Below are 22,262 nucleotides of genomic sequence, written 5' to 3' on the forward strand. Positions count from 1 at the left end.
ACTGTATTTGCAAATTTATATACTATATTACCTTTTTCGAAAACGTTTTAGTGATATTAGGTTAATTTAGTACATGTTAATATTGTGATTTTTTATACTTTTTTTTGTCAGTTTCCCAAAAAAGAACGTTTTTAATTTTGTGGTATTCATTTTTACTGTTTTTACAACACTATTGAAGTACATCAATGCTAAAAGTAGGAAAAACGCATACGATTCATTTTTTTATAAATTACCAGTATTTTTTTAAAATTTGAAGTCTATATTGAAACTATACTATTTTTTCTTTCACGAAAACGATTTAGGTTAAAAAATAGAATTTTGTATATAAAACAAATCTTATTCATTATCTTTATTATCTATGAAAAACGTTACTCCATCTTTCGAAGCGATTGCTCCTTCTTTTGGAAGTTCCTTTACTTATGCGTCTTATACAGAGAAAACCAATAATAAATCTGATATTTGGCATTATCATCCGGAAATAGAATTGGTCTATGTGAATGGAGGTTCTGGTAAAAGGCAAATTGGAAGTCACCTTTCGTATTATACAGATGGAGATTTAATCTTAATTGGAAGTAATTTACCCCATTGCGGATTTACGAATGAAGAAACAGGTAATACGGTTGAAACGGTTATCCAAATGAAACCTGATTTTTTAGGAGAAGATTTTTTTGAAATTGTTGAAATGAAAAAGATTAAGAATTTATTGCAACACGCTCGAATAGGAATTGCTTTTGAGAAAGAAACTAAAAATAGAGTGGGTTCCCAAATTGAATTGATGCAAAAAATGAATCCATTAGATCGATTGTTAAGTTTTTTGAAAATTTTAAATGATTTAGCGCATTCAAAAGATAGTATCTTTTTAAATGCTGACGGATTTTCAATGGTTACACAAATGCAAGATAATGACAAAATAAATCTCGTATTTAATTATGTGAAAAACCATTATTTTGAGTCTATAGCCTTAGAACAAGTAGCAGACTTGGTAAGTATGACTGTTCCTTCTTTTTGTCGTTTTTTTAAGAAGATCACCAACAAGACTTTTACTGCTTTTGTGAATGAATATCGACTAGTTCATGCCTGTAAATTACTCGCTGAAAAGCCCATAAGTATTACCAAAATTTGTTTTGAAAGTGGTTTTAATAATTTTAGTCACTTTAACAAACTTTTTAATGAATATACTGGTAAAAACGCTTCACAATATCGAAACGAATTGAAAAATATATTAAAATAAAAAAGAGCTTTATGCCAGCTCTTTTTTATAGGGTGTTTGATTTTGTTTATCAGAAAATAATTGAGCAATGTAGGAGAGCACTAGCGTTAAAACAACTCCAATAAAATTCAGCCACAAATAACTTAATTTATCATCTTCGGGTTGAATATGAATGTAAAAATAATAAATAATAAAGATGATGGTTTGACTTAAACAGGCACCAATAAAAATGGCATTACCTTTAATATATTTGATATAGAAACCTACTAAAAAGATTCCTAAAACGGTTCCGTAAAAAATAGAACCTATTATATTTACCAATTGAATTAAATTTTCAAATAGCGAACTAATACAGGCAAAACCAATAGCAACTACACCCCAAAATAACGTAAAATATTGAGTTGCAGTTACATAATGTTTGTCACTTTTATCTGCTACATTTCTCTTATAAATATCAATTGCTGTAGTTGCTGCTAATGAATTCAAACCGGAAGCACTAGAGGACATTGCAGCACTAAAAATAACCGCTAATAACAATCCTAATAAACCTTTGGGTAAATAATGCAAAATAAAATAAAGAAAAACATAATCTTTATCATTGGTTTCAGAACCAGAATCAACTTTTTTGATAATTTCTTTTGCATCTTCTCTTAGTTCTTTTTCTTTTAAGGAAAGTGCTACCATTTGTTTTCTTAAAGCTGGATTATCATAATCATTATGTTGTAATTGTTCTACATAAATTTTATTAACAACTTTCTTTTCTTCGTTTACAACGTGAAGTTTATCTTCAATTTTTTCATAATCAGATTTATAGGTTGAAGCTTTTACTTTAGTAACATTGTTGGGATTAAAATGCAAAGGAGCATCATTAAATTGGAAAAAAACGAAAACAAGTACACCAGTCAATAAAATAAAAAATTGCATGGGTACTTTTAAAACACCATTCATAATTAGTCCCATTTGACTTTCTTTTACCGATTTTCCAGTTAAATAACGGCCTACTTGAGATTGATCTGTACCAAAGTAAGATAGCATTAAGAAAAAACCACCTGTAATACCACTCCAAAAAGTATATCTTGTTTTGGGATTGTATGAAAAATCGAGAATATCCATTTTTCCATTCGCACCAGCCACATGGAGAATATTTCCAAAATCAATTTCTTCAGGCAAATAATTTAAGATGAGAAAAAAAGTAATAAACATCCCAGAAATAATGACAAACATTTGTTGTTTTTGGGTGATATTTACTGCTTTTGTTCCACCAGTAACGGTATAAATGATAACTAAAACACCAATAATAATATTTAAAAAGGTTAAATTCCAACCTAATAAAGCAGATAGAATAATAGAAGGAGCATAAATGGTGATACCCGTTCCTAAACCTCTTTGAATTAAAAACAAAACTGCAGCTAGTGTACGCGTTCTGATATCAAAACGTTGTTCTAAATATTCATAGGCAGTGTACACTTTCAATTTATGATAAATAGGTATAAAAGTGTAAGCAATTACAATCATTGCTAAAGGAAGTCCGAAATAAAACTGAACAAATCCCATTCCATCATGATAGGCTTGACCTGGTGTGGATAAAAATGTAATAGCACTGGCTTGTGTAGCCATTACCGATAAACCAACCGTAAACCAAGGGGTTTCGTTATTGTCTAATAGGTAATCTTTTACATTTGCACTTCCTTTGGTTTTTAAAGCGCCATAAACTACAATAAACAATAAAGTACAAGAAAGTACAATCCAATCTAAATATTCCATATTATGCGTAGATTTCCATTATTAAAACGAAAATTAAAATATATATCGCATTTAAAATGAGCACATAATTATAACTTCTTTTCCATTCGTTTTTTTCTCTTTCCATACTGTTTTATTTATCTAATGAGATTAGGTTAGCCAAAAGACGATAGGCACCAGAAACTCCTTCTGGAAGCTCTCTAAAGAAACTTAAACCTGTATAAATATAATTTCCTTTTCCATATTTTGCAACTAAAAGAGCACCTTGTTTTTGTTCTTCACCATCATCAGCTGCAGAAAGTATAGGTGTAAAAGCTTTGTCCCATTTGTCAGGATAGTATAAACCTTGTTCTTGTACCCAATTTTCAAAATCTTTAGCGGTTATTTTATTCGGTACATTTAATATAGGGTTTTTAGGATCTAGAAAAGTCACAACCGCTTTTTCATTGGTCACACGATCTCTAGAAATAGACAATTCATAAGGTGCTACTTCTTTAGTAAGTAAGCCACTAGTGGTATTATATTGTACAATTAAATTACCTCCATTTTCCACAAACTTAAACAATTCTTTTTGCTTAAATTTTAAGTCTTCAACGGTATTAAAGGCTCTAATTCCTAAAATAACAGCATCAAATTTTGCTAATGTAGCGGCTTGTAATTCGGTTGGATTAATATAGGTAATGTTGTAACCAATGTTTTCCAAATATTTTCCTACTTCATCACCTGCACCTAAAAGATAACCAATGTTTTTTCCTTTGGTTTCAATATCTAATTTTACCAATTTCCCTTCAGAGGCTTGTAAAATAGTTTGCTTTGGAATATGGTCATATCGAATCTCAACACATTCGAATTGATGGTTTTCCGTAGCCGTTTTGATGCCTACACTAAAATCAACATTGCTTTCTTGTTTTGGAGGATACACTTTAAAACGAATAGTTTGTTCTTCATTTTTAGTAGCTATTGCAAACGGAATCTCTTTTGGTTCCACCGTCCAATTTGAAGGAATTTGTAACAGAGCGACACCTGAACTATTATTTTTATGTGCTTTTAATTTGACTAAGATGTCTTTCGGATGATTGGTATTAAAAATGGAAACTTTATTTACAATTTCTGAAGTTACTTCTGGTAAAACGGTAAAAGGAATATAGGTTTCTCCTTTTTTGCGATCGTTCATTTTATATACCATATTTTTCACAAAATCAATGGTAATGCCTTCTATTTCAACAGTGAAAACGATTGGAAACTGTAGTTTTTCTTCAGGATAAATACGAATGGTTTTATTGCTAACTTGATACATGCCAACGGTTGGTTTTTCTTTTAACCAAAATAAGTTGGAATAATCTGTTGTAGTAGGAATTGTGAAATTCTTCTCTTCTAAGATTACTTTTTCATTGTTCGTTAATTCTTTTTTGTATTCTTTTTTATCTTGATTTAAAAGACGATAGCTAATTAACTTTATGGGTGCACTACTGCGATTAATAGCTTCTATTGTAATTGTAATATTTTCATTTTTGGTTGCAGTTTCAACTGAAGTAATTGCTTCCAAATACAAACCACTAGCAGCTTCAATTATTTTTAAAATTTGCTTGGTTTTTTCGGTTTTCCAATGTGAATCTTCCAGTTTTTGAATTAAAGTATACGCTTTTACCAAGTTTGGAATATGACTGGCAGGATTTTTAAAATTGAAATTTTCTTGAATAGGGAGTAATATTTTGCCTATGGCTTCACCACCTTTAATACGTTTCCAAGATGTATCAATACCAGCAAAAATGTTATGATTACTTGGTAAATCTCCTTTTAATAATTCTAAGTATTCGGTTTCATCACCTCTTGTACCGGTTGAACCAAAACCTTGACATTGGTGCTGACTTCTACTTAAAGCTGCAATTTCATGATTGCTTTTCCCTTTTAAGGGATAATATACATTGGCATTAAAACCTATTAAATTAGATTTATCTGCTTTTTCAAAAGCTTCTTCACTTCCGTAAAACCACCAAGAAGTATTGAAAAATACTCTTTTAGGTTTTACTTTTAATTGGTCATATGCTTCTAAACTTAACATGGCTGAAGCAGTATGATGCCCGTGAGTAGTACCAGGAGTTCTGTGGTTGAAACGATTGATAACGATATCAGGTTGAAAGGTTTCCATTACTTGAATTACATCTTCCAAGACTTGTTTTTTATTCCAAATGGAAAACGTTTCATTCGGTTCTTTAGAATAACCAAAATCATTAGCACGGGTAAAAAATTGATTACCACCATCGATATTTCGTGCGGCTAATAATTCTTGTGTTCGAATGGCACCTAATTTTTCTCTTAATTCAGGTCCGATAAGATTTTGTCCACCATCGCCACGTGTTAAAGATAAATAGGCAGTTTCGGCATGATAATGATTGGCAAAATAGGTAATTAAACGGGTGTTTTCATCATCTGGATGTGCAGCAACGTATAGCACTTTTCCTAAGAAATTTAACTTTTCAACTTCTTCAAAAATTTGGTTGGAATTTAATTTTTTAGGAGCTTGTGCTTGAAGTAATAAAGTAACTAATAAAAGTATAACCGTAATTTTTCGTGTCATTTTTCTTGTTTTTTTAATTCCAAAAATGAAATTGAGCCTAAAATTAAAAAAGGAAGATTGAAATGCTTCCTTTTTAACAATAATTTATAAGATGATTTAGTCGGTAAACTCTCGATCTTCAAAAGTATGCTTAATTAATAAAATTCCTTTTTGCATTAATAGGTTGTTTGGATAGGTAATTCTTTCGTCATCGTTATTCTTCAAGACAATATAAAAGGCTTTTATATCTTCAATTTCACCTTCTAAAGGAAAATCTTTATCCAGTATTTTAATTTTGTCACCAATTTTAAAAGGGTAGGAGAAAAAAAGAATAATTCCGGCCGAAATATTACTTAATATGGACCATTGCGCAAAAGAGGCAACTCCAATAACAGCAAAAAGAGACGAAATGAATAAGAAAATTTGCTCTCGTTTAACGCCCCATATAATAACAATCGATATGATGGCCAATAATCCAATTAGTATGTTGATGTACTTAATTACAAGATTGGTTCTGTGTTCTAAGGACTCATTTATTTTGGCAAACTTTCTTACAATTTCTGAGGAAGCAATTCGTAAAATAAAAAAGATACAAATCGTAATGAAAGTTAGTATTTCTTCGTGTAAATAAGGATTGTCAATAAATTTTAGCATATTCCAATAATTTGGTGTAAACTTTTTCAACGGGTAAACCTACTACATTTGTATAAGAACCTTCAATTTTTGTAATTCCGATAATACCAATCCATTCCTGAATTCCATAAGAACCTGCTTTGTCAAAAGGCTTATAATTTTCGATATAATAAGTAATTTCAGCTTCAGATAAATTTTTAAAGGTAACTTCTGTCACCTCATGAAAAGTTTCTAATTTTTCTTTCGTTTTAAAACAAACCGAAGTAATTACTTGATGTGTTTTTCCTGATAACGATTGTAACATTTGTAAAGCATCTTCTTCGTTTTTTGGTTTACCCAATGCTTTTTCTTCATGCCAAACAATTGTATCACTGGTAATAAGTAAATCTTTAGGACCTAAACTTTCAAAGGCTGCTGCTTTTAATTCTGCAAGATAATTTGTAATGGCTTGTGCTTTTAAAGTATCAGGATACACCTCTTCAATTTCTTTCAATTGAGTTTGGAATGGAACATCCATATCCTTAAAGAACTGCTGTCTTCTTGGGGAACCTGAAGCTAAAATAATATGATATGGTAGTAATTTATCCTTGTCCATTTTGAATAAAATAAGTGATTACAGCAATTGAAAGAATACCAAACAATAAAACTATTTTTAAAACGGTACTAATGTGTTTGAATTCTTCTTTTGTTTTTCCACTCCACAATTTTATCATGCAATAGAGTAGCGGACCTACTATAAAAAGTAAAGCATATAAAAGTATGTAGCTGTAGTCTAATAAGTTGGTGTTGATATAGTAAAGCAATAATAGAATTGGTACAATGATCAGTATACTAACAAGTTTTGCGGTTCTAGATTTTCCTAAAAGAATAGGAATGGTTTGGATTCCTGCTGCGTAATCACCATCTGTATCTTCAATGTCTTTTACAATTTCTCTAATAAAATTGATAATAAAAGCAAAGACAGCATAATCAAACAGCACACCAAATGCATTTTTCATTTGTACCAGATTTCCTTCGTAAGTAGCAGGGAATAAATCAAAAATCCCCAAAATTAGGATACTAAAAGAAAGAATAAATGCGACTACAATATTACTAACAACTACTATTTTTTTCAAAAAGGTAGAATAAACATAGAGTAAAGCAGCTATAAAAATGAAAACAGTAAAAAGTCCTTTTTTACCAACAGCATTGGATAAATAAAAACCAATACCTACACCTATAAGGTTTAATCCTACATAGATATTATACGCTAAGTTTTCTGATACGCTTTTCCCTACGATTCTATCTTGAGGTTTGGTAATTTCATCATTGTCTTGATCTAAAATGTTATTAATTACATAACCAGCAGCCGCAATACAAACTGTAGAAAGCACTAATAAGGCAAATTGCAAATGACTTAAAGATAAAAAATTACCAGTCGGACTTAAATTGGTATAGGTAGCTGCTTTTAAATAGGTATAACGGAAAAGTACTTGCATGAGCGCAAGTAACAATAAGTTTTGGTAACGAATTAATTTAAGGTATTTCATTTATTTTAAGTAAAAAGTAAAAAGTAAAAAGTAAAAAGTAAAAAGTAAAAAGTAAAAAGTGAAACATTAATCGTATTTAGCATCAAAATGTTCCATCCATTTATGCTGTACTTTCATAACTTGTTCAATGACATCTCTAACACACCCTTTTCCACCATCTTTATGAGAAATGTATTTGGATAAAGCTTTAATTTCAGGTGCTGCATTTTGCGGACAAGTAGGTAAACCCACTAATTTCATTACATGATAATCTGGAATATCATCACCCATATATAATACTTGTTCGGGTTGAATATTATAAATATCGATAAACTCTTTAAACGTTTCTACTTTATCAGAAACTCCTAAATGAATATCGGTAATGCCTAAATTTCGTAAACGAACGCGTACACCTTCATTACTTCCTCCAGAAATAATACAAACAGTATATCCATTTTCGACTGCTGCTTTCATGGCATATCCATCACGAATATTCATATTGCGAAGCATTTCCCCAGTTTGCGTTACATGTATGGTTCCATCGGTAAGTACACCATCTACATCTAAGATGAATGTGGTTATGTTGTTCATTAATTCTTTATAGCTCTTTTGCGACATGTTGTATAGATTGCGTTAATAGTTGGTAAATATCTTGATAATTGGAGTCTTTTAAAAATTCTAAATGTTTTTCAATGGTTTGAGTATCGTTTCGTAAAGCAGGACCAGTTTGGGCCTCTTTAGGTGTTAAGACACTTATTTTAGTTGCAACTTCTTGAATGAGAGGTTGTAAAATTTCAAATGGGATTTTGTTTTTCTGACAAATATCATTTCCAATGACATACATATGATTTACAAAATTACTCACAAAAACGGCAGCAACATGCAAGGTGCTACGTTGAACTGAGTCAATTGAATATACCTTATTGGAAATGGTTTTTGCAAGGAATTCTAACGTGTCATAATCGCTTGTATTTTCAGCTTCCAAGCAAATTGGAATAGAAGAGAAATCTACTGCTTTATCTTTGGAAAAAGTTTGCAAAGGATAAAAAACACCATTTCGATTTTTAGTACTTAAAACGTTAATATTTGAAGTTCCAGAAGTATGCACAACCAATTTATTTTTAAACGGAAGTAGATTCGAAACTTCATGAATTGCATTATCTGTAACAGAAATTAGGTATACATCAGCTTCAAGTAAAGCTTTATAGTTGTTGGTTATTAGCTCTTTTGGTAACAGATGTAAAAGACTTTCAGTTTTTCGTGCAAAAGCCTGAACCAAAGAAACTTCTTTCGTTTGTAAAAACACTTTTATCAAGTGCTGCGCCACATTACCGCTGCCTATTACAATTACTTTTAACACGAGGCTAAATTAGTGTTTTTTGTCTAATGAGTTGCTAAAATAAGCACATTAAAAGTAAGATATATTTTATGAAAACAATATTATTAAGGTTATTTATCTTATTTTTGGAAACTTAAATCTATTATATGAAACAAATCTACTTTTTCTTATTTATTTGTTTGAGTTCTAACCTATCTGCTCAAATTATTAATTTTCCAAGTGCAAATCTTAAAACTAAATTATTATATGCAGATACAACAAATGCAACTGCAAAAGATATTAATGGAAATCAAATTAAAATTGATACTAATGATGATAATGAAATTGATATAAATGAGGCTCATCAAGTCTATGAATTAGATTTAAATGTAGTTCCTACATCTCTTTCAAATTCTATAAACTCAATTTCAGGGTTAGAGTATTTTATTAATGTAAAAAGATTTGTTATTCATTTTTACTATGCACAAACTATATCTTTTTCAATTTTTCCACACTTAGAAGATTTAACTTGTTCAGGGAGTACACAGTTAACCATGATAAATTTAGATGGTATTTCGAATTTAAAAAAATTAAATCTTTCAGGTAATTATCAAATTATGGAATTCAATTTCAGCAACGTTCCACTTTTAGAATATTTAAATATAAATAAAACAAGTGTTACTTCTGGAACTTTAGATTTAACAATATTGCCTTATTTAAAAGAATTTTATTGTAGAAGTCAAAACCTCTCTAGTCTTAATGTACAAGGTTTGATTAATTTGGAAAAGTTGGATTTATATGAAGCCGATTTAACCACTTTAGATTTAAGTTCTAATATAGCGTTAAAATATTTAGATTGTAGCGCAGTCATTTTATTATCAAATTTAAATATTATAGGTATAAACACTCTGGAGTATTTAAATATTTCTTATACAAGCCTTACTGATTTAAATCTTACTACTAATACATCTTTAAAAGAGCTAATTTGGCGTTCTCAAAAAATTTTTACCTTAGATATTTCTACAAATTTAAATTTAGAGCGTTTAATTCTTGATAAAACTCCAGGTGTCGGTCAAGTTAGTTTCAGTTTTAATTCTCTAAATCTTTCACATTTAATTAATTTAATTGAATTTAGTTGTAATGAACAAGTAAACACTCCAAGTTTAACAAATTTAGATTTGTCAGGATGTATAAATTTAAATAAATTAAAAATTGTTAAATCTTCAATCCAAAATTTAGATTTATCAAATAATATACACTTAAAAGAAATAAGTATTAATAATTCTGTAATTGAAAGTTTGAATTTATCGAATTTATCAGAATTAGAAAAACTTAATTTGAATGGAACAAGTTCTTTAAATTCGTGGACACACAGTCATTTTCCATCTTTGAAAGATATTTATGTTGAAAATTCAGGCATTCCAAATTTAGATTTAGAGAACTCTCAATTATTATTAAATGTATTTGGGAATAATAGTGCAGTTGACTTTGTTAATCTTTCAAGCTCAACTTCGTTGATTAATGTTCAATTAAATAATTGTCCTAATTTGGAAATGTTATTACTAAAAAATGGTGTTTCTCCATCTCAATGGAATAATGTTAATTATAGTTTTAATAGTCCTTCTCTTTTGTACCTATGTGTTGATGAAAATAATTTTTCAACATATCAAAGTATTTTAAACAATTATAACAACTCTCAATGTCAGTTAAATTCTTTCTGTACTTTTGTTCCAAGTGGTACTTATTATACTATTGATGGTCAAATTATATTAGATTATAATTCTAACGGATGTGATAGTAATGATGTAAAATATCCAAATTTAAAATTTAAATTAACTAATGGTACAAATGTTAACTATGTTTTTTCAAATTCTGATGGCGATTTAAATATCCCAGTGATTGCAGGTAATAATTCATTAGTTCCTTATCTTGAAGATTCAAATTATTTTACAATAAGTCCTTCTTCTACGGTAATAAATTTTCCAAATCAAACCTCACCATATTTGCAAAATTTTTGTATTTCTCCAATAGGTACTAAACATGATTTAGAAATTTATATAATTCCAATTAATCCTGCACGTCCAGGTTTTGATGCTGATTATAAAATTATATATAAAAATAAAGGTAATCAAGTTGAAAATGGAAGTGTAATGTTAACTTTTGATGATACAGTTTTGGATTATCTATCTTCAAATCCAGTTTATAATAGTTTAGCAACCAATAGTTTTAGTTGGAATTATACTAATTTGTTACCTTTTGAAACTAGAGAAATTGAAATTTCATTTAATGTAAATTCTCCTATGGAATTTCCAGCTGTGAATAATGGGGATGTTTTAGATTTTACAACCTCAATTTCATCTGGTAATACTGATCAAACTCCTGTTGATAATATTTTTGTTTTAAATCAAACAGTTTTAGGATCTTATGATCCTAATGATAAAATATGTTTAGAGGGCGAACTTGTTGATATTTCAATGGTTGGTAAATATGTGCATTATTTAATTCGTTTTGAAAACACAGGGACTTATCCAGCACAAAATATTGTTGTATATGATGTAATTGACTTATCAAAATTTGACATTAACAGTTTAATTCCTTTACAATCAAGTCATCAATTTTATACAAAATTTAAAGGAAATAAAGTAGAATTTATTTTCGAAAATATCAATTTAGATTTCAACGATGCTACAAATGATGGATATATAGTATTTAAAATCAAAACAAGGAATAATTTAGCTATTGGACAGACTTTTAGTAATACAGCGAGTATATTTTTCGATTATAATTTTCCAATTATAACAAATGAATATGTAACTGCTATTCAAAGTGTTTTAGGTAATCAAGATTTTGTTTTTGAAAACGAATTTGTTTTGTATCCAAATCCTGCAAATGAAATTATTAATATTACGAATAAAAATCAAGAAGAAATCAATTCAGTTGAAATTTATAATTTAGTAGGACAAATTGTAATAGCAATTCCAAATACTACAAATAAAATTGATGTTTCAAGTTTAGGAATTGGAACGTATTTTGTAAAAGTTAATACTGAAAAGGGTAGTGCTGTAACTAAATTTATAAAAGAATAGTTTTCGGTTCCACTGAATGCACACTTAAATAAAAAACTCGTTTAGGAATACTAAACGAGTTTTTTGTTTTATTATAGCTTAACCTACAACAGAAAACTGATAACAAACAACCAAAAACTATCTCAAACTAGCTCCCAATTGATTTTCAAAATTCATTTGCAGTTTATTCATTATTTTTTCAATTTCTTTATCATTTAAGGTTTTGCTTTCATCTTGAATAATAAAGCTAACCGCATATGATTTTTTACCTTCTGGTAAGTTTTTACCTTGGTAAACATCGAAAAGATTAATCTCTTTTAATAATTTCTTTTCGGTTTGCTTTGCAATTTTATACACTTCTTCAAAATGAGTACTTTCATTCAATAAAAGTGCTAAATCACGTCTTACAGCAGGATATTTAGGAATATCAGTAAATTTAATTTTATTTGAAATGTATTTTTGAATTTTTCCCCAATTAAAATCAGCAAATAAAACCTCTTGTTTGATGTCAAAATGTTTTAATATTGATTTTTTGATGGTTCCAAACTCTACAATGATTTCCTTACCAACAGCTAAACTTAATCCTTCAGCAAAAATATCACTTTCTACAGGTAAACTAGATACTTTGCTATCTAATCCAATTCTAGAAAGTACACTATTGATATAACCTTTGAATAAGAAGAAATCCGATTTTTGTTGGTTTTGTGTCCAATTTTCCTCAGCTCTATTCCCACTTAAAAATAAGGTCAAGTGTTTGTTTTCTTCATATCCAGAAGGTAATTTATGATAGGTTTTACCAAATTCATATAATTTTAAATCACTTCTCTTTCTATTGATATTAAAAGAAATTGCTTCTAAACCTGAAAAAAGCATCGATTGTCTCATCGCTGATAAATCATTGCTCAATGGATTTAGCATCACTACATTAAATTCTTCTTTTAAATTTTTTGATAATTGAATGTAATTTGGTGTAGTTAACGAATTGGCCATCATTTCATTAAAGCCAAGTGAGCACAACTGATTGGCTATTAAATTTTGAACTTTATATTCTTCCGTACGAGAAGAGTTTGAAATTGTAGCATTTAACTTTTCAGTAAAATTGATATTATTATAACCATAGACTCTTAAAATCTCTTCGATAACATCAATTTCTCTTTGTACATCAACTCTATAAGATGGAATTACTAAACCAATACCTGCTTCAGTAACATTGTTAATTTTAATATCTAAAGCAACTAAAATTTTCTTTATCGTTTCTTTAGACAATTCTTCACCAATTACTTTTTTAGCTTTTTCGAAATTTAAGAATACTTGAAAATCTTCAATTTTCTTTGGATATAAATCCACTATATCGGATGTAATTTCTCCACCAGCAACTTCTTGAATTAATAACGCTGCTCTTTTTAATGCATATTCAGTAATAGTAGCATCAATACCACGCTCAAATCGAAAAGAAGCGTCTGTATTTAACGCATGTCTTTTGGCTGTTTTTCTAACAGAAACCGGATTGAAATAGGCACTTTCTAAGAAAATAGAAGTAGTATCTTCGGTTACTCCTGAATCTTTTCCACCAAAAACTCCTGCAATACACATTGGACCTTCAGCGTGACAAATCATTAAATCTTCAGCATCTAAAGTTCTTTCAACTTCATCTAAAGTTGTAAATTTAGTTCCAGCAGCAACTGTTTTTACAATTACTTTGTTGCCTTTAATTTTATTTGCATCAAAGGCATGTAAAGGTTGACCCAATTCATGTAACACATAATTAGTAACATCAACTACATTATTTTTTGGAGTTAAACCAATCGCTTTTAATCGGTTTTGAAGCCAAGCAGGTGAAGGTTTAATACTAAGACCAGAAATAGTAACACCACAGTATCTTGGAGCTAATTTCTCATTTTCAACAGTTACGTCCATTTTTAAAGTACGTTTGTCAACTTTGAAATTACTCACCGAAGGCGTAATTAATTCAATATGTTTCTCTTTTTGAACGAATCCCGCTTTTAAATCTCTTGCCACTCCAAAATGACTCATGGCATCAGCACGGTTAGGAGTTAAACCTATTTCAAATACTTCATCTGTTTCAATATTAAAAACAGTTTTTCCTAAAGTACCTGGTTTTAAGTTAGCATCTAAAATTAAAATACCATCATGACTTTCCCCTAAACCTAATTCGTCTTCTGCACAAATCATTCCATGACTTTCTTGACCACGAATTTTTCCTTTTTTTATTTCGAAGGCATTTCCTTCTTTATCATATAATTTTGTTCCAATGGTTGCCACAGGAACTTTTTGGCCAGCTGCAACGTTAGGTGCACCACAAACAATTTGTACAGGTGGATTACCATCTCCTAAGTCGACAGTTGTAACTTTTAATCTATCTGCATCTGGATGTGGCTCACATGTGAGAACGTGACCTACTACAATACCTTCTAAACCACCTTTTAAACTTTCAAATTTTTCTACACCTTCCACTTCTAATCCAAGATCAGTTAGTAAAGCAGCAGTTTCTTCAGATTTCCAGTCAATTTTTATGAATTGTTTAAGCCAATTGTATGAAATACGCATTATGAATCGATTTTAAAGGTGCAAAGATAAAATTAATTCATCAATGTGCCAATGTGAAAAGAATATTAATTGTAGTAAATTTAAAATTTGAAAACCAATTTTATTTAGAAATTGATTAAAAGTATTTTAGGTTTACTTTTATTTTCTTAAAAATGCAATCAAACCTTTAAAATAGTTTTGTTGGTCATCATAAAAAGCCATGTGACTTCCATTTTCACAATAGAGGTATTCTCCATTTGGTAATAAATTTGCCATTTTTTGCATGAATTTGGGATCCATTGTATCAAATTGAGCACCAATTACTAAAGTTGGAATCGTAATATTTTTTAATTCTTGGGTTCTGTCCCAATATTCTAATTTTCCAGAAATACCAAATTCACTCGGACCTTGCATCGTTACATATAAAGATTGATTCATCTTAGCAAAAGAACGATTTACAGGTTCTGGCCAATCTTTTGCAGGTAATCTTAAGATATGTTGTTCATAAAAATTTGGAAGTAATAATTCCATATATTTTGGGTTAGAAAAGTCTTTTTCGGCTTCTATTTTTTGAATTTCGTAAAGTGCTTCAGGTTTCATTTGTAAGGCTAATACTTCATCTGCATACTTGCCATATTCTGGACAACTCGACATCATATTGGAAATAATTAAACCTTTCATTTCTTGCTGATATTTCAATGCATATTCCATAGCTAAAATGCCTCCCCAAGAGTGACCTAATACGTAAAAATTGTCTTTGTTTAGGTGTAAAGATTTACGAACTTGTTCTACTTCTTCAACATATCTTGGTAAATCCCAAAATGTGGTGTCTTTTGGATTATCGGAATTTCCACAACCTAACTGATCGTAATAAATAAACTCAATTTCTTCCGCAGGTAAAAAATTTTCAAAGCATTCAAAATATTCATGTGTACAACCTGGGCCGCCATTTAAAAGTAATACTTTTATTTTTGGATTGTTACCAATGCGTTTTGTCCAAACATGAAAAACAGTATCCTTTGTAGTAATTGGAATCATTTTTATGCCGCCATCTTGAATAATCGTAGAATCGATTTGGTAGTAATTGACCAAAGTTTCTTCTTCTAAAACTACTTTTTCGTTTTTACAGCCAATTAATAGGAAAGTAAGGATGAAAGTCACAATTATATTTTTCATAATGATCTATATTTAAGGTATAATCTGTTTGTTATTTGTATTAATTAAATTAATCCATTCAATTGCCTTTTCTACGGTCTTAGTTTCTTTACATTTTACATCAGGTGCTATTGAGTTACCATATTTAATATGATTACGATCTATAAAAGTGCTAATAGCTAAGTTAATTCGTGAACCATCTGATAAAGTATAGGATTTACAGCCTGTTGAAACACCATATGTACTATCTCCAAAAAACTTTGTTTTATTTCTACCCTTAAAAGCAACACTAATTGCTTCACCCGAACTAGCTGTTTGATTATTAATTAAAACGGCTACATAAGGGTTATTATTTTTCAATTGAAATACATTTTCTTGACTGGCTACAAGAGTATCATTTAGATATGCTTTACCTTCAAAAAGTTTCCATGATTCATACTGACTATTACTATTTAAAAAATAACCAACATTACCATTACCAAGTATAGGTTCGATACTTAATAGCATAGGCCACATATTGCCACCAAAGTTGTCTCTTAAATCGACAATCCAACCATTTATACCTAGATGATCTTGTTTTTTTATTTTTTCTAGTATTGCTTGTATATATTTGTCCTTTTGGTTTTTGTTTCCAATAAAATAGGGAATTCTTATGTATCCTATATCATGGGGAATAATTTCATCTTTTAATTGAGGTAAAGGTTTTTCGATGTTTATTGGGTTAGTATTATTAATTGGCTCAAAATAACTATGCTTATCGTTTATTTCCTTAATTGCTAAAAAAATGGAAGGATAAGTGTCTTTAATTTCTTGCGCATTTGTTGCTTTAGAATATATTTTTGTTTTAAATCGCTTCCAATCAATTTTATTTTTGTTTACAGAATTATTCTCTAATAATGTTATAACTTCATCAATATATCCTTTTGCAGTAGGAGACAAGTTAGGTGAAGAATTATTTTTACAACTCAACGAAAAGGTTGATACAATTACTATTATTAGAATCTTTTTTTTCATCGAGTTTTTAAGATTTATCTATAAAATTTCTTCTACATGTTTTTTAATATTACTCGCTAATTTTTCGGTAGGTAAATCATTGGCATCATTACCAAAAGGATCTTCTATTTCTTCTGCGATTAATTCTAAACTAGCCAAGACATAAAATATAAAAACCACAACTGGTATTACATAGTATCCTAAATTAAATACATAACCAAAAGGCAAGGTCATAATATAGAAAAATATAAATTTTTTAATAAACGAACTGTAAGAGTAGGGAATGGGTGTATTCTTGATTCGTTCGCAAGCTCCACAAATATCAGTAAAAGATTGAATTTCATTATTTATGATAATCAATTGGTCACCAGAAATTGTGCCATTTAAATGCAATTCATGTATTTTTCTAAATAGTATTTTTGCCACTTGATTGGGACGATGTTTGTGATGATCTATTTCTAAGTCGATACCATCAAATAACATTTTTGCTGTATCTTCATCTGACAAATGCTTTTGCAATACGGAAGCATAAGCTGGAATAATGCGCTTAAAAAAAGATTTATCTTGTTCTTCTTTTAAAATAACAGATAATTTTATGGCTAAATTTCTACTATTATTAACCAAGGCTCCCCAATGTTTTCTTCCTTCCCACCAACGGTCATAAGCGGTGTTGGTTCTGAAAACCAATAGTAATGAAATGACAAAGCCTAACATACCATGCATAATAGTTATGTTTTTAACATGACTTTGCTCTGAAAGTTGCCAATATTCAATTTCTAAATAGGCAACCACATAAGAGTAAATTCCTATCGTAATCATCATGGGAATTAGCTGACGAAAAGTATCCGATTTATGAAAACGAAAAATAAAAGTAATCCAGTCCTTCGGGTTGTATTGCACCATTTGAAATTAGAAATTAAAATTTAGAAATTGAATGATAAAAATAGATAATTCTAGTACAATTTAAAAAGTATTCTTTGAAAATAAAGTATACGATGTAATTATTTCTAACTTTATGGGGAACCATTAAGTAGAGTTAAGTGGTCACTTCGAGCGCAGATGTTTTGTTATTATGTCCTCGACTGCACTCGAATTGACAATTTGATTCCAATCGAACGAACCCTTGAAAAAAATAATTTATTTCAAGGGTAAAGTTCCAGCTAATTCTTTTAAATTGATTTCAGAAAGTTTGGTATTGTATAGTGCTGTTGCATAACGAACTGAGGCTTCAATATAATTTTGTTGGGCGGTACGAACTTCAATGGTTGTAATTGTTCCAATTTTAAATTTTGCTAGTGTAATTTCTAAGTTTTGTTTGGCTATGGCTACATTTTCTGTTTCAATTTTAGTAAGCTCTAAATTGGTTTGATAACTTTGATAAAAAGAAGCCATTTGCGATTCTAAAGCTAATTTTTGTTGGCCCAAAACGAAAGCCGCATTTTCAACTTCATATTTCGCTACTTTTTCTCTTTTATTTTGTAAAAAGCCATTAAAAATTGGTACGCTGGCTGAAACTCCATACACAAAACCTTGACCGGAAGATTGTGTAATAAATCCTAAGGAAGCTTCAGAACGTGTAAAATTATATCCAGAGGTTATTCGAACTGTAGGATAACGATTCCCTTTGACTTGTTTTAGGTTCAAATCGGCTACTTTTTTGGTGAGGATTTGTGCTTGTAATTGCGGATTTTGTTCGGCTGCCAATTCTTTAAGTTCTTCATAAGTAAGATTGTCTTCAAAAGTAACTTCTTGTATGACTTTAAAATCGGTTTGCAAATCTCTCGCTAGTAATTCGTTTAATTTGATTTTAGTGTTTTTGTAAATCTCTTTTTGACTGAGTAACAAACTCTTATCGGTGTTTAAATCCACTTGTGCATTTAAGAGTTCTAATTTGGAAGCTTTACCAATAGAAAAGCGATTTTGTGCTGTAGTAACTCGTTCATTTGAAATTACTATAGCACTATCAATAGAAGCCATTACTTGTTGTTGTTGCACTAAATCGTAATAGGTTAAATAGACATCACTGATTCGATTTAAAATTGTAGCTTGTAATTCTGCTTTTCCTTGAGCTTCTAAAGTAGCTAATTGTTCTTTTCGGGCAAACATACTTAAACCATCAAAAACGGTCCAATCTAACCCAACACCGTAGGTTAAACTGAAATTTTTAGCATTATTAAGTGTTCTTTGAGAGCCATCAGCTTGTGTTTGAGTGGTATTGGTTTGACTGTTATTATTGTTTAAATTAGCACTTAATGTAGGTAACATACCAGCATTTGCTAAATTATTATTGGTAGCATCAATTTTCGAATTGTTTGCTGCAATTTTAATTTCATAATTGTTTTCTAAAGCCAAAGTTACGGCCTCTTCAAGGGTTAAAATATCTTGCGCTTGAAGCGAATAGCTAAATAAAAACAATAGGATATAGAAAGGGATTCGTAGCATAATTTATTTTTCTAAAGCATCTAGATTATCAAATTCGGGACGGTGTTTCTTTTGTTTCGACCATACTAAATAAATCGTTGGAATGACAAACAATGTTAAAACCAGTGAAAATAAAGTTCCACCTACAATAACAACTCCCATTCCCATTCTGCTGGCAGAAGCTGCGCCTAATGACATAGCAATAGGTAAGGCACCCAAAGCAATGGCTAAACTTGTCATAAGAATAGGGCGTAATCGAGATTCTGATGCTTCAATAATTGCATCATATTTTGATTTTCCTTGTTCGCGCAATTGATTGGCAAATTCAACAATCAAGATTCCGTTTTTGGTAACCAATCCAATTAGCATAATGGTTCCAATTTGACTGAAAATATTCCAAGTTTGACCAAACAACCACAAAGAAAATAAGGCACCAGCAATGGCCATGGGTACGGTAAGAATAATAATAAATGGATCAATAAAACTTTCAAATTGAGCTGCTAAGATTAAGAAAATTAACAATAATGCTAATCCAAATGCAAAGGAAGTATTGGAACTACTTTCTACAAAATCTCTCGATTCTCCACCTAAATCTGTGGTAAAAGTATCATCTAATACTTTCGCTTTAATTGCATCCATGGCTTCAATACCGTCATTAATACTTTTTCCTGGCGCTAAGCCAGCACTAACCGTAGCTGACATATAACGGTTATTATGATACAATTGTGGTGGATTACTTTGTTCTTCAACCGAAACCACATTATCCATTTGAATTAACTCTCCTTTATCATTTTTAATAAAAATCGATGTTAAATCTAAAGGTGTTGCTCTATCTTCTTGTAAAAACTGACCAATTACTTGATATTGTTTCCCGTTTCTGGTAAAGTAACCAAAACGTTGTCCACTAAGCGATAGCTGCAAAGTTTGTGCAATATCAATAACAGAAATTCCAAGACTTTTAGCTTTTTCACGATCTATGGTAACATTGATTTCGGGTTTATTGAATTTTAAGTTTACATCTACCATGGAAAAGGTATCGTCTTTAGACGCTTCTTCCATGAACAAAGGAATTTTTTCCTGTAGTTTTTCGAAATTCTGCGCTTGTATTATATATTGTATAGGCAAACCACCTCTACGGCTAACGGAAATAGTAGGTTGTTGAATAACAGAAGTACGTGCATCGGTATAGCGTTTGGTCCATTTGGTTAAATCATCCGCAATATCCATTTGCGACTTTTCTCTTTCACTTGGATCTTTTAGTGATATTCGGATAAAACCACTATTAACAGAACCACCTCCAAAACCAGGAGAAGAAATGACTAAACTTACTCGTTTTTCAGGAATAGAATCGTCTACTAATTGCGACATCTCTTGCATAAAACGATCCGTATATTCATAAGTTGCTCCTTCTGGGGTTGACATACGCATGACAAATCCACTTCGGTCATCTAAAGGTGCTGTCTCTTTTTGTAGGATATTAAAAAATAAAAATATTAAACCGAAACACACAATTATAATAGCAAAACTCCACCATTTATGTTTTACAAATCGTTCTAAATAAGTAGCATACCCCGAATTTAATTTTTCAAAGTAAGGTTCGGTAAAATCGTAGAATTTAGTTCTTTTTTGTTCGCCACCTTTCATCAAATATGCATTCAACATAGGGGTTAAGGTTAGAGAAACAAAGGCTGAGACTAATACAGCTGCACCAATTACGACTCCAAATTCACGAAATAAACGTCCCACAAAACCTTCTAAAAAGATAACCGGTAAAAATACAGCAGCTAACGTAATCGAAATGGAAATAACAGCAAAGAAAATTTCATTAGAACCTTTGATTGCTGCTTCAATAGGCGACATGCCTTCTTCTACTTTTTTAAAGATATTTTCGGTTACAACGATACCATCATCTACCACTAAACCAGTAGCCAAAACAATAGCTAAAAGTGTTAAAACATTAATGGAGAAGCCACACAACCACATAATGAAAAAGGTAGCAATTAAAGAAACGGGAATATCAATTAAAGGTCGAAAGGCAATGGCCCAATTTCTAAAGAATAAATAGATAATTAAGATTACGAGTATAATTGAAATTAGTAAGGTTTCTGCGACTTCGGTAACCGAACGTTTGACAAAGGTCGTAGTATCAATGGCGATATTCAACTGAATATCTTTTGGTAAATCTTTTTTTAGTTTTTCAAATTCTGTATAAAAGGCATCAGAGATTTCTAAATAATTAGCACCAGGTAAAGGTACAATTGCAACAGCAACCATAGGTTTACCAGATTGGGTTAATTGGGTTTCGATGTTTTCCGGTCCTAATGTAGCCGAACCAATATCGCTTAAACGAATGACTTTGTCGCCCTCTGCTTTGATAATAATATTGTTAAACTCTTCAGCAGTTGTAAGATTACCCACTGTTTTTACAGTAAGTTCGGTATTATCACCCGTAATTTTTCCAGAAGGCAATTCTACATTTTGATCATTTAATGCTTTTCTTACATCTGCAACCGTTAGTCCGTAAGAGGCTAATTGGTACGGATTGATCCATAAACGCATCGCATACCGTTTTTGTCCCCAAATTTGGACCCCACTAACTCCTGGAATGGTTTCCAAACGCTGACTAATTACATTCTCTGCGTAATCGCTTAGTTCTAAAGCGTTACGGGTTTCACTTTGAACCGTCATCGAAATAATGGCTTCACTATTGGCATCTGCTTTAGAAACAATAGGCTGGGAATCAATATCTTCTGGTAAGCTTCTAATGGCTTGTGATACTTTATCTCTTACATCGTTTGCAGCTGCTTCTAAATCCTTTTCTAAGTTAAATTCAATAGTAATAGAGCTACTACCTTGGTTACTGGAAGAAGTAATGTTTCGAATACCATCAATAGAATTTATTGCTTTTTCAAGAGGTTCTGTAATTTGTGATTCAATAATATCGGCATTAGCACCTGTATAATTGGTACGAATCGAAATTTGTGCAGGATCGATAGAAGGATATTCTCTTACTCCTAAGAATTTATAGCCAAGGTAACCAAATAAAATAATTACTAGGTTTAAAACGATAGTAAGAACAGGTCTTTTTATGCTTAAGGTAGATAAACTCATA

At 30.5% G+C, this 22,262-nt stretch carries 15 protein-coding genes; 2 read left to right on the forward strand and 13 right to left on the reverse strand.

Going from position 1 to position 22,262, the window contains the following annotated elements; genetic code table 11:
• Nucleotides 1-358: 358 nt before the first annotated feature.
• Nucleotides 359-1,231 carry an AraC family transcriptional regulator gene (locus FHG05_RS02940; RefSeq protein ID WP_140996521.1) on the forward strand — a complete coding sequence of 291 codons (873 nt, stop codon included), beginning with the start codon at nucleotides 359-361 and terminating at the stop codon, nucleotides 1,229-1,231.
• Nucleotides 1,232-1,240: 9 nt separating this feature from the next.
• On the opposite strand, the gene FHG05_RS02945 is transcribed toward FHG05_RS02940, so the two are convergent.
• From FHG05_RS02945 to FHG05_RS02975, 7 genes are all read right to left on the reverse strand, one after another.
• Entirely contained in the window at nucleotides 1,241-2,974 is a 1,734-nt protein-coding gene (locus FHG05_RS02945; protein WP_140996522.1) for a sodium:solute symporter, read from the reverse strand.
• A gap of 112 nt (nucleotides 2,975-3,086) precedes the next feature.
• Nucleotides 3,087-5,531: a PIG-L family deacetylase gene (locus FHG05_RS02950; protein WP_140996523.1), complete on the reverse strand. Its 2,445-nt coding sequence runs from the start codon at nucleotides 5,529-5,531 to the stop codon at nucleotides 3,087-3,089.
• 96 nt (nucleotides 5,532-5,627) lie between these two features.
• Entirely contained in the window at nucleotides 5,628-6,164 is a 537-nt protein-coding gene (locus tag FHG05_RS02955) for a mechanosensitive ion channel family protein (RefSeq protein WP_140996524.1), read from the reverse strand.
• Complete coding sequence (locus FHG05_RS02960; RefSeq protein WP_140996525.1) at nucleotides 6,148-6,738, reverse strand: Maf-like protein; 591 nt, start codon at nucleotides 6,736-6,738, stop codon at nucleotides 6,148-6,150. The genes FHG05_RS02955 and FHG05_RS02960 overlap by 17 nt, the downstream gene beginning before the upstream one ends.
• Entirely contained in the window at nucleotides 6,725-7,672 is a 948-nt protein-coding gene (locus tag FHG05_RS02965; RefSeq protein WP_140996526.1) for a geranylgeranylglycerol-phosphate geranylgeranyltransferase, read from the reverse strand. Before FHG05_RS02965 ends, FHG05_RS02960 begins: the two co-directional genes overlap by 14 nt.
• Nucleotides 7,673-7,738: 66 nt before the next feature.
• A complete protein-coding gene (locus tag FHG05_RS02970; RefSeq protein ID WP_140996527.1) occupies nucleotides 7,739-8,269 on the reverse strand; it encodes a KdsC family phosphatase in 531 nt (176 codons plus the stop codon).
• A complete protein-coding gene (locus FHG05_RS02975; RefSeq protein ID WP_140996528.1) occupies nucleotides 8,250-9,011 on the reverse strand; it encodes a Rossmann-like and DUF2520 domain-containing protein in 762 nt (253 codons plus the stop codon). Before FHG05_RS02975 ends, FHG05_RS02970 begins: the two co-directional genes overlap by 20 nt.
• Nucleotides 9,012-9,136: 125 nt before the next feature.
• On the opposite strand from FHG05_RS02975, the gene FHG05_RS02980 reads away from it, so the two are divergent.
• Complete coding sequence (locus tag FHG05_RS02980) at nucleotides 9,137-12,055, forward strand: T9SS type A sorting domain-containing protein (protein WP_140996529.1); 2,919 nt, start codon at nucleotides 9,137-9,139, stop codon at nucleotides 12,053-12,055.
• Nucleotides 12,056-12,172: 117 nt separating this feature from the next.
• On the opposite strand, the gene pheT is transcribed toward FHG05_RS02980, so the two are convergent.
• The 6 genes from pheT to FHG05_RS03010 form a co-directional block, all read right to left on the reverse strand.
• A complete protein-coding gene (pheT, locus tag FHG05_RS02985) occupies nucleotides 12,173-14,602 on the reverse strand; it encodes a phenylalanine--tRNA ligase subunit beta (RefSeq protein ID WP_140996530.1) in 2,430 nt (809 codons plus the stop codon).
• Nucleotides 14,603-14,740: 138 nt separating this feature from the next.
• Entirely contained in the window at nucleotides 14,741-15,757 is a 1,017-nt protein-coding gene (locus FHG05_RS02990) for a proline iminopeptidase-family hydrolase (RefSeq protein ID WP_140996531.1), read from the reverse strand.
• A gap of 12 nt (nucleotides 15,758-15,769) precedes the next feature.
• A complete protein-coding gene (locus FHG05_RS02995) occupies nucleotides 15,770-16,750 on the reverse strand; it encodes a S41 family peptidase (protein ID WP_140996532.1) in 981 nt (326 codons plus the stop codon).
• A gap of 18 nt (nucleotides 16,751-16,768) precedes the next feature.
• A complete protein-coding gene (locus FHG05_RS03000; protein WP_140996533.1) occupies nucleotides 16,769-17,632 on the reverse strand; it encodes a bestrophin family protein in 864 nt (287 codons plus the stop codon).
• 234 nt (nucleotides 17,633-17,866) lie between these two features.
• Entirely contained in the window at nucleotides 17,867-19,171 is a 1,305-nt protein-coding gene (locus FHG05_RS03005; protein ID WP_140996534.1) for a TolC family protein, read from the reverse strand.
• Nucleotides 19,172-19,174: 3 nt separating this feature from the next.
• Nucleotides 19,175-22,261 carry an efflux RND transporter permease subunit gene (locus FHG05_RS03010; RefSeq protein WP_140996535.1) on the reverse strand — a complete coding sequence of 1,029 codons (3,087 nt, stop codon included), beginning with the start codon at nucleotides 22,259-22,261 and terminating at the stop codon, nucleotides 19,175-19,177.
• Nucleotide 22,262: the final 1 nt, after the last annotated feature.

Origin of the sequence: Flavobacterium profundi (assembly GCF_006491645.1) — a bacterium.
GTDB classification, from domain to species: domain Bacteria; phylum Bacteroidota; class Bacteroidia; order Flavobacteriales; family Flavobacteriaceae; genus Flavobacterium; species Flavobacterium profundi.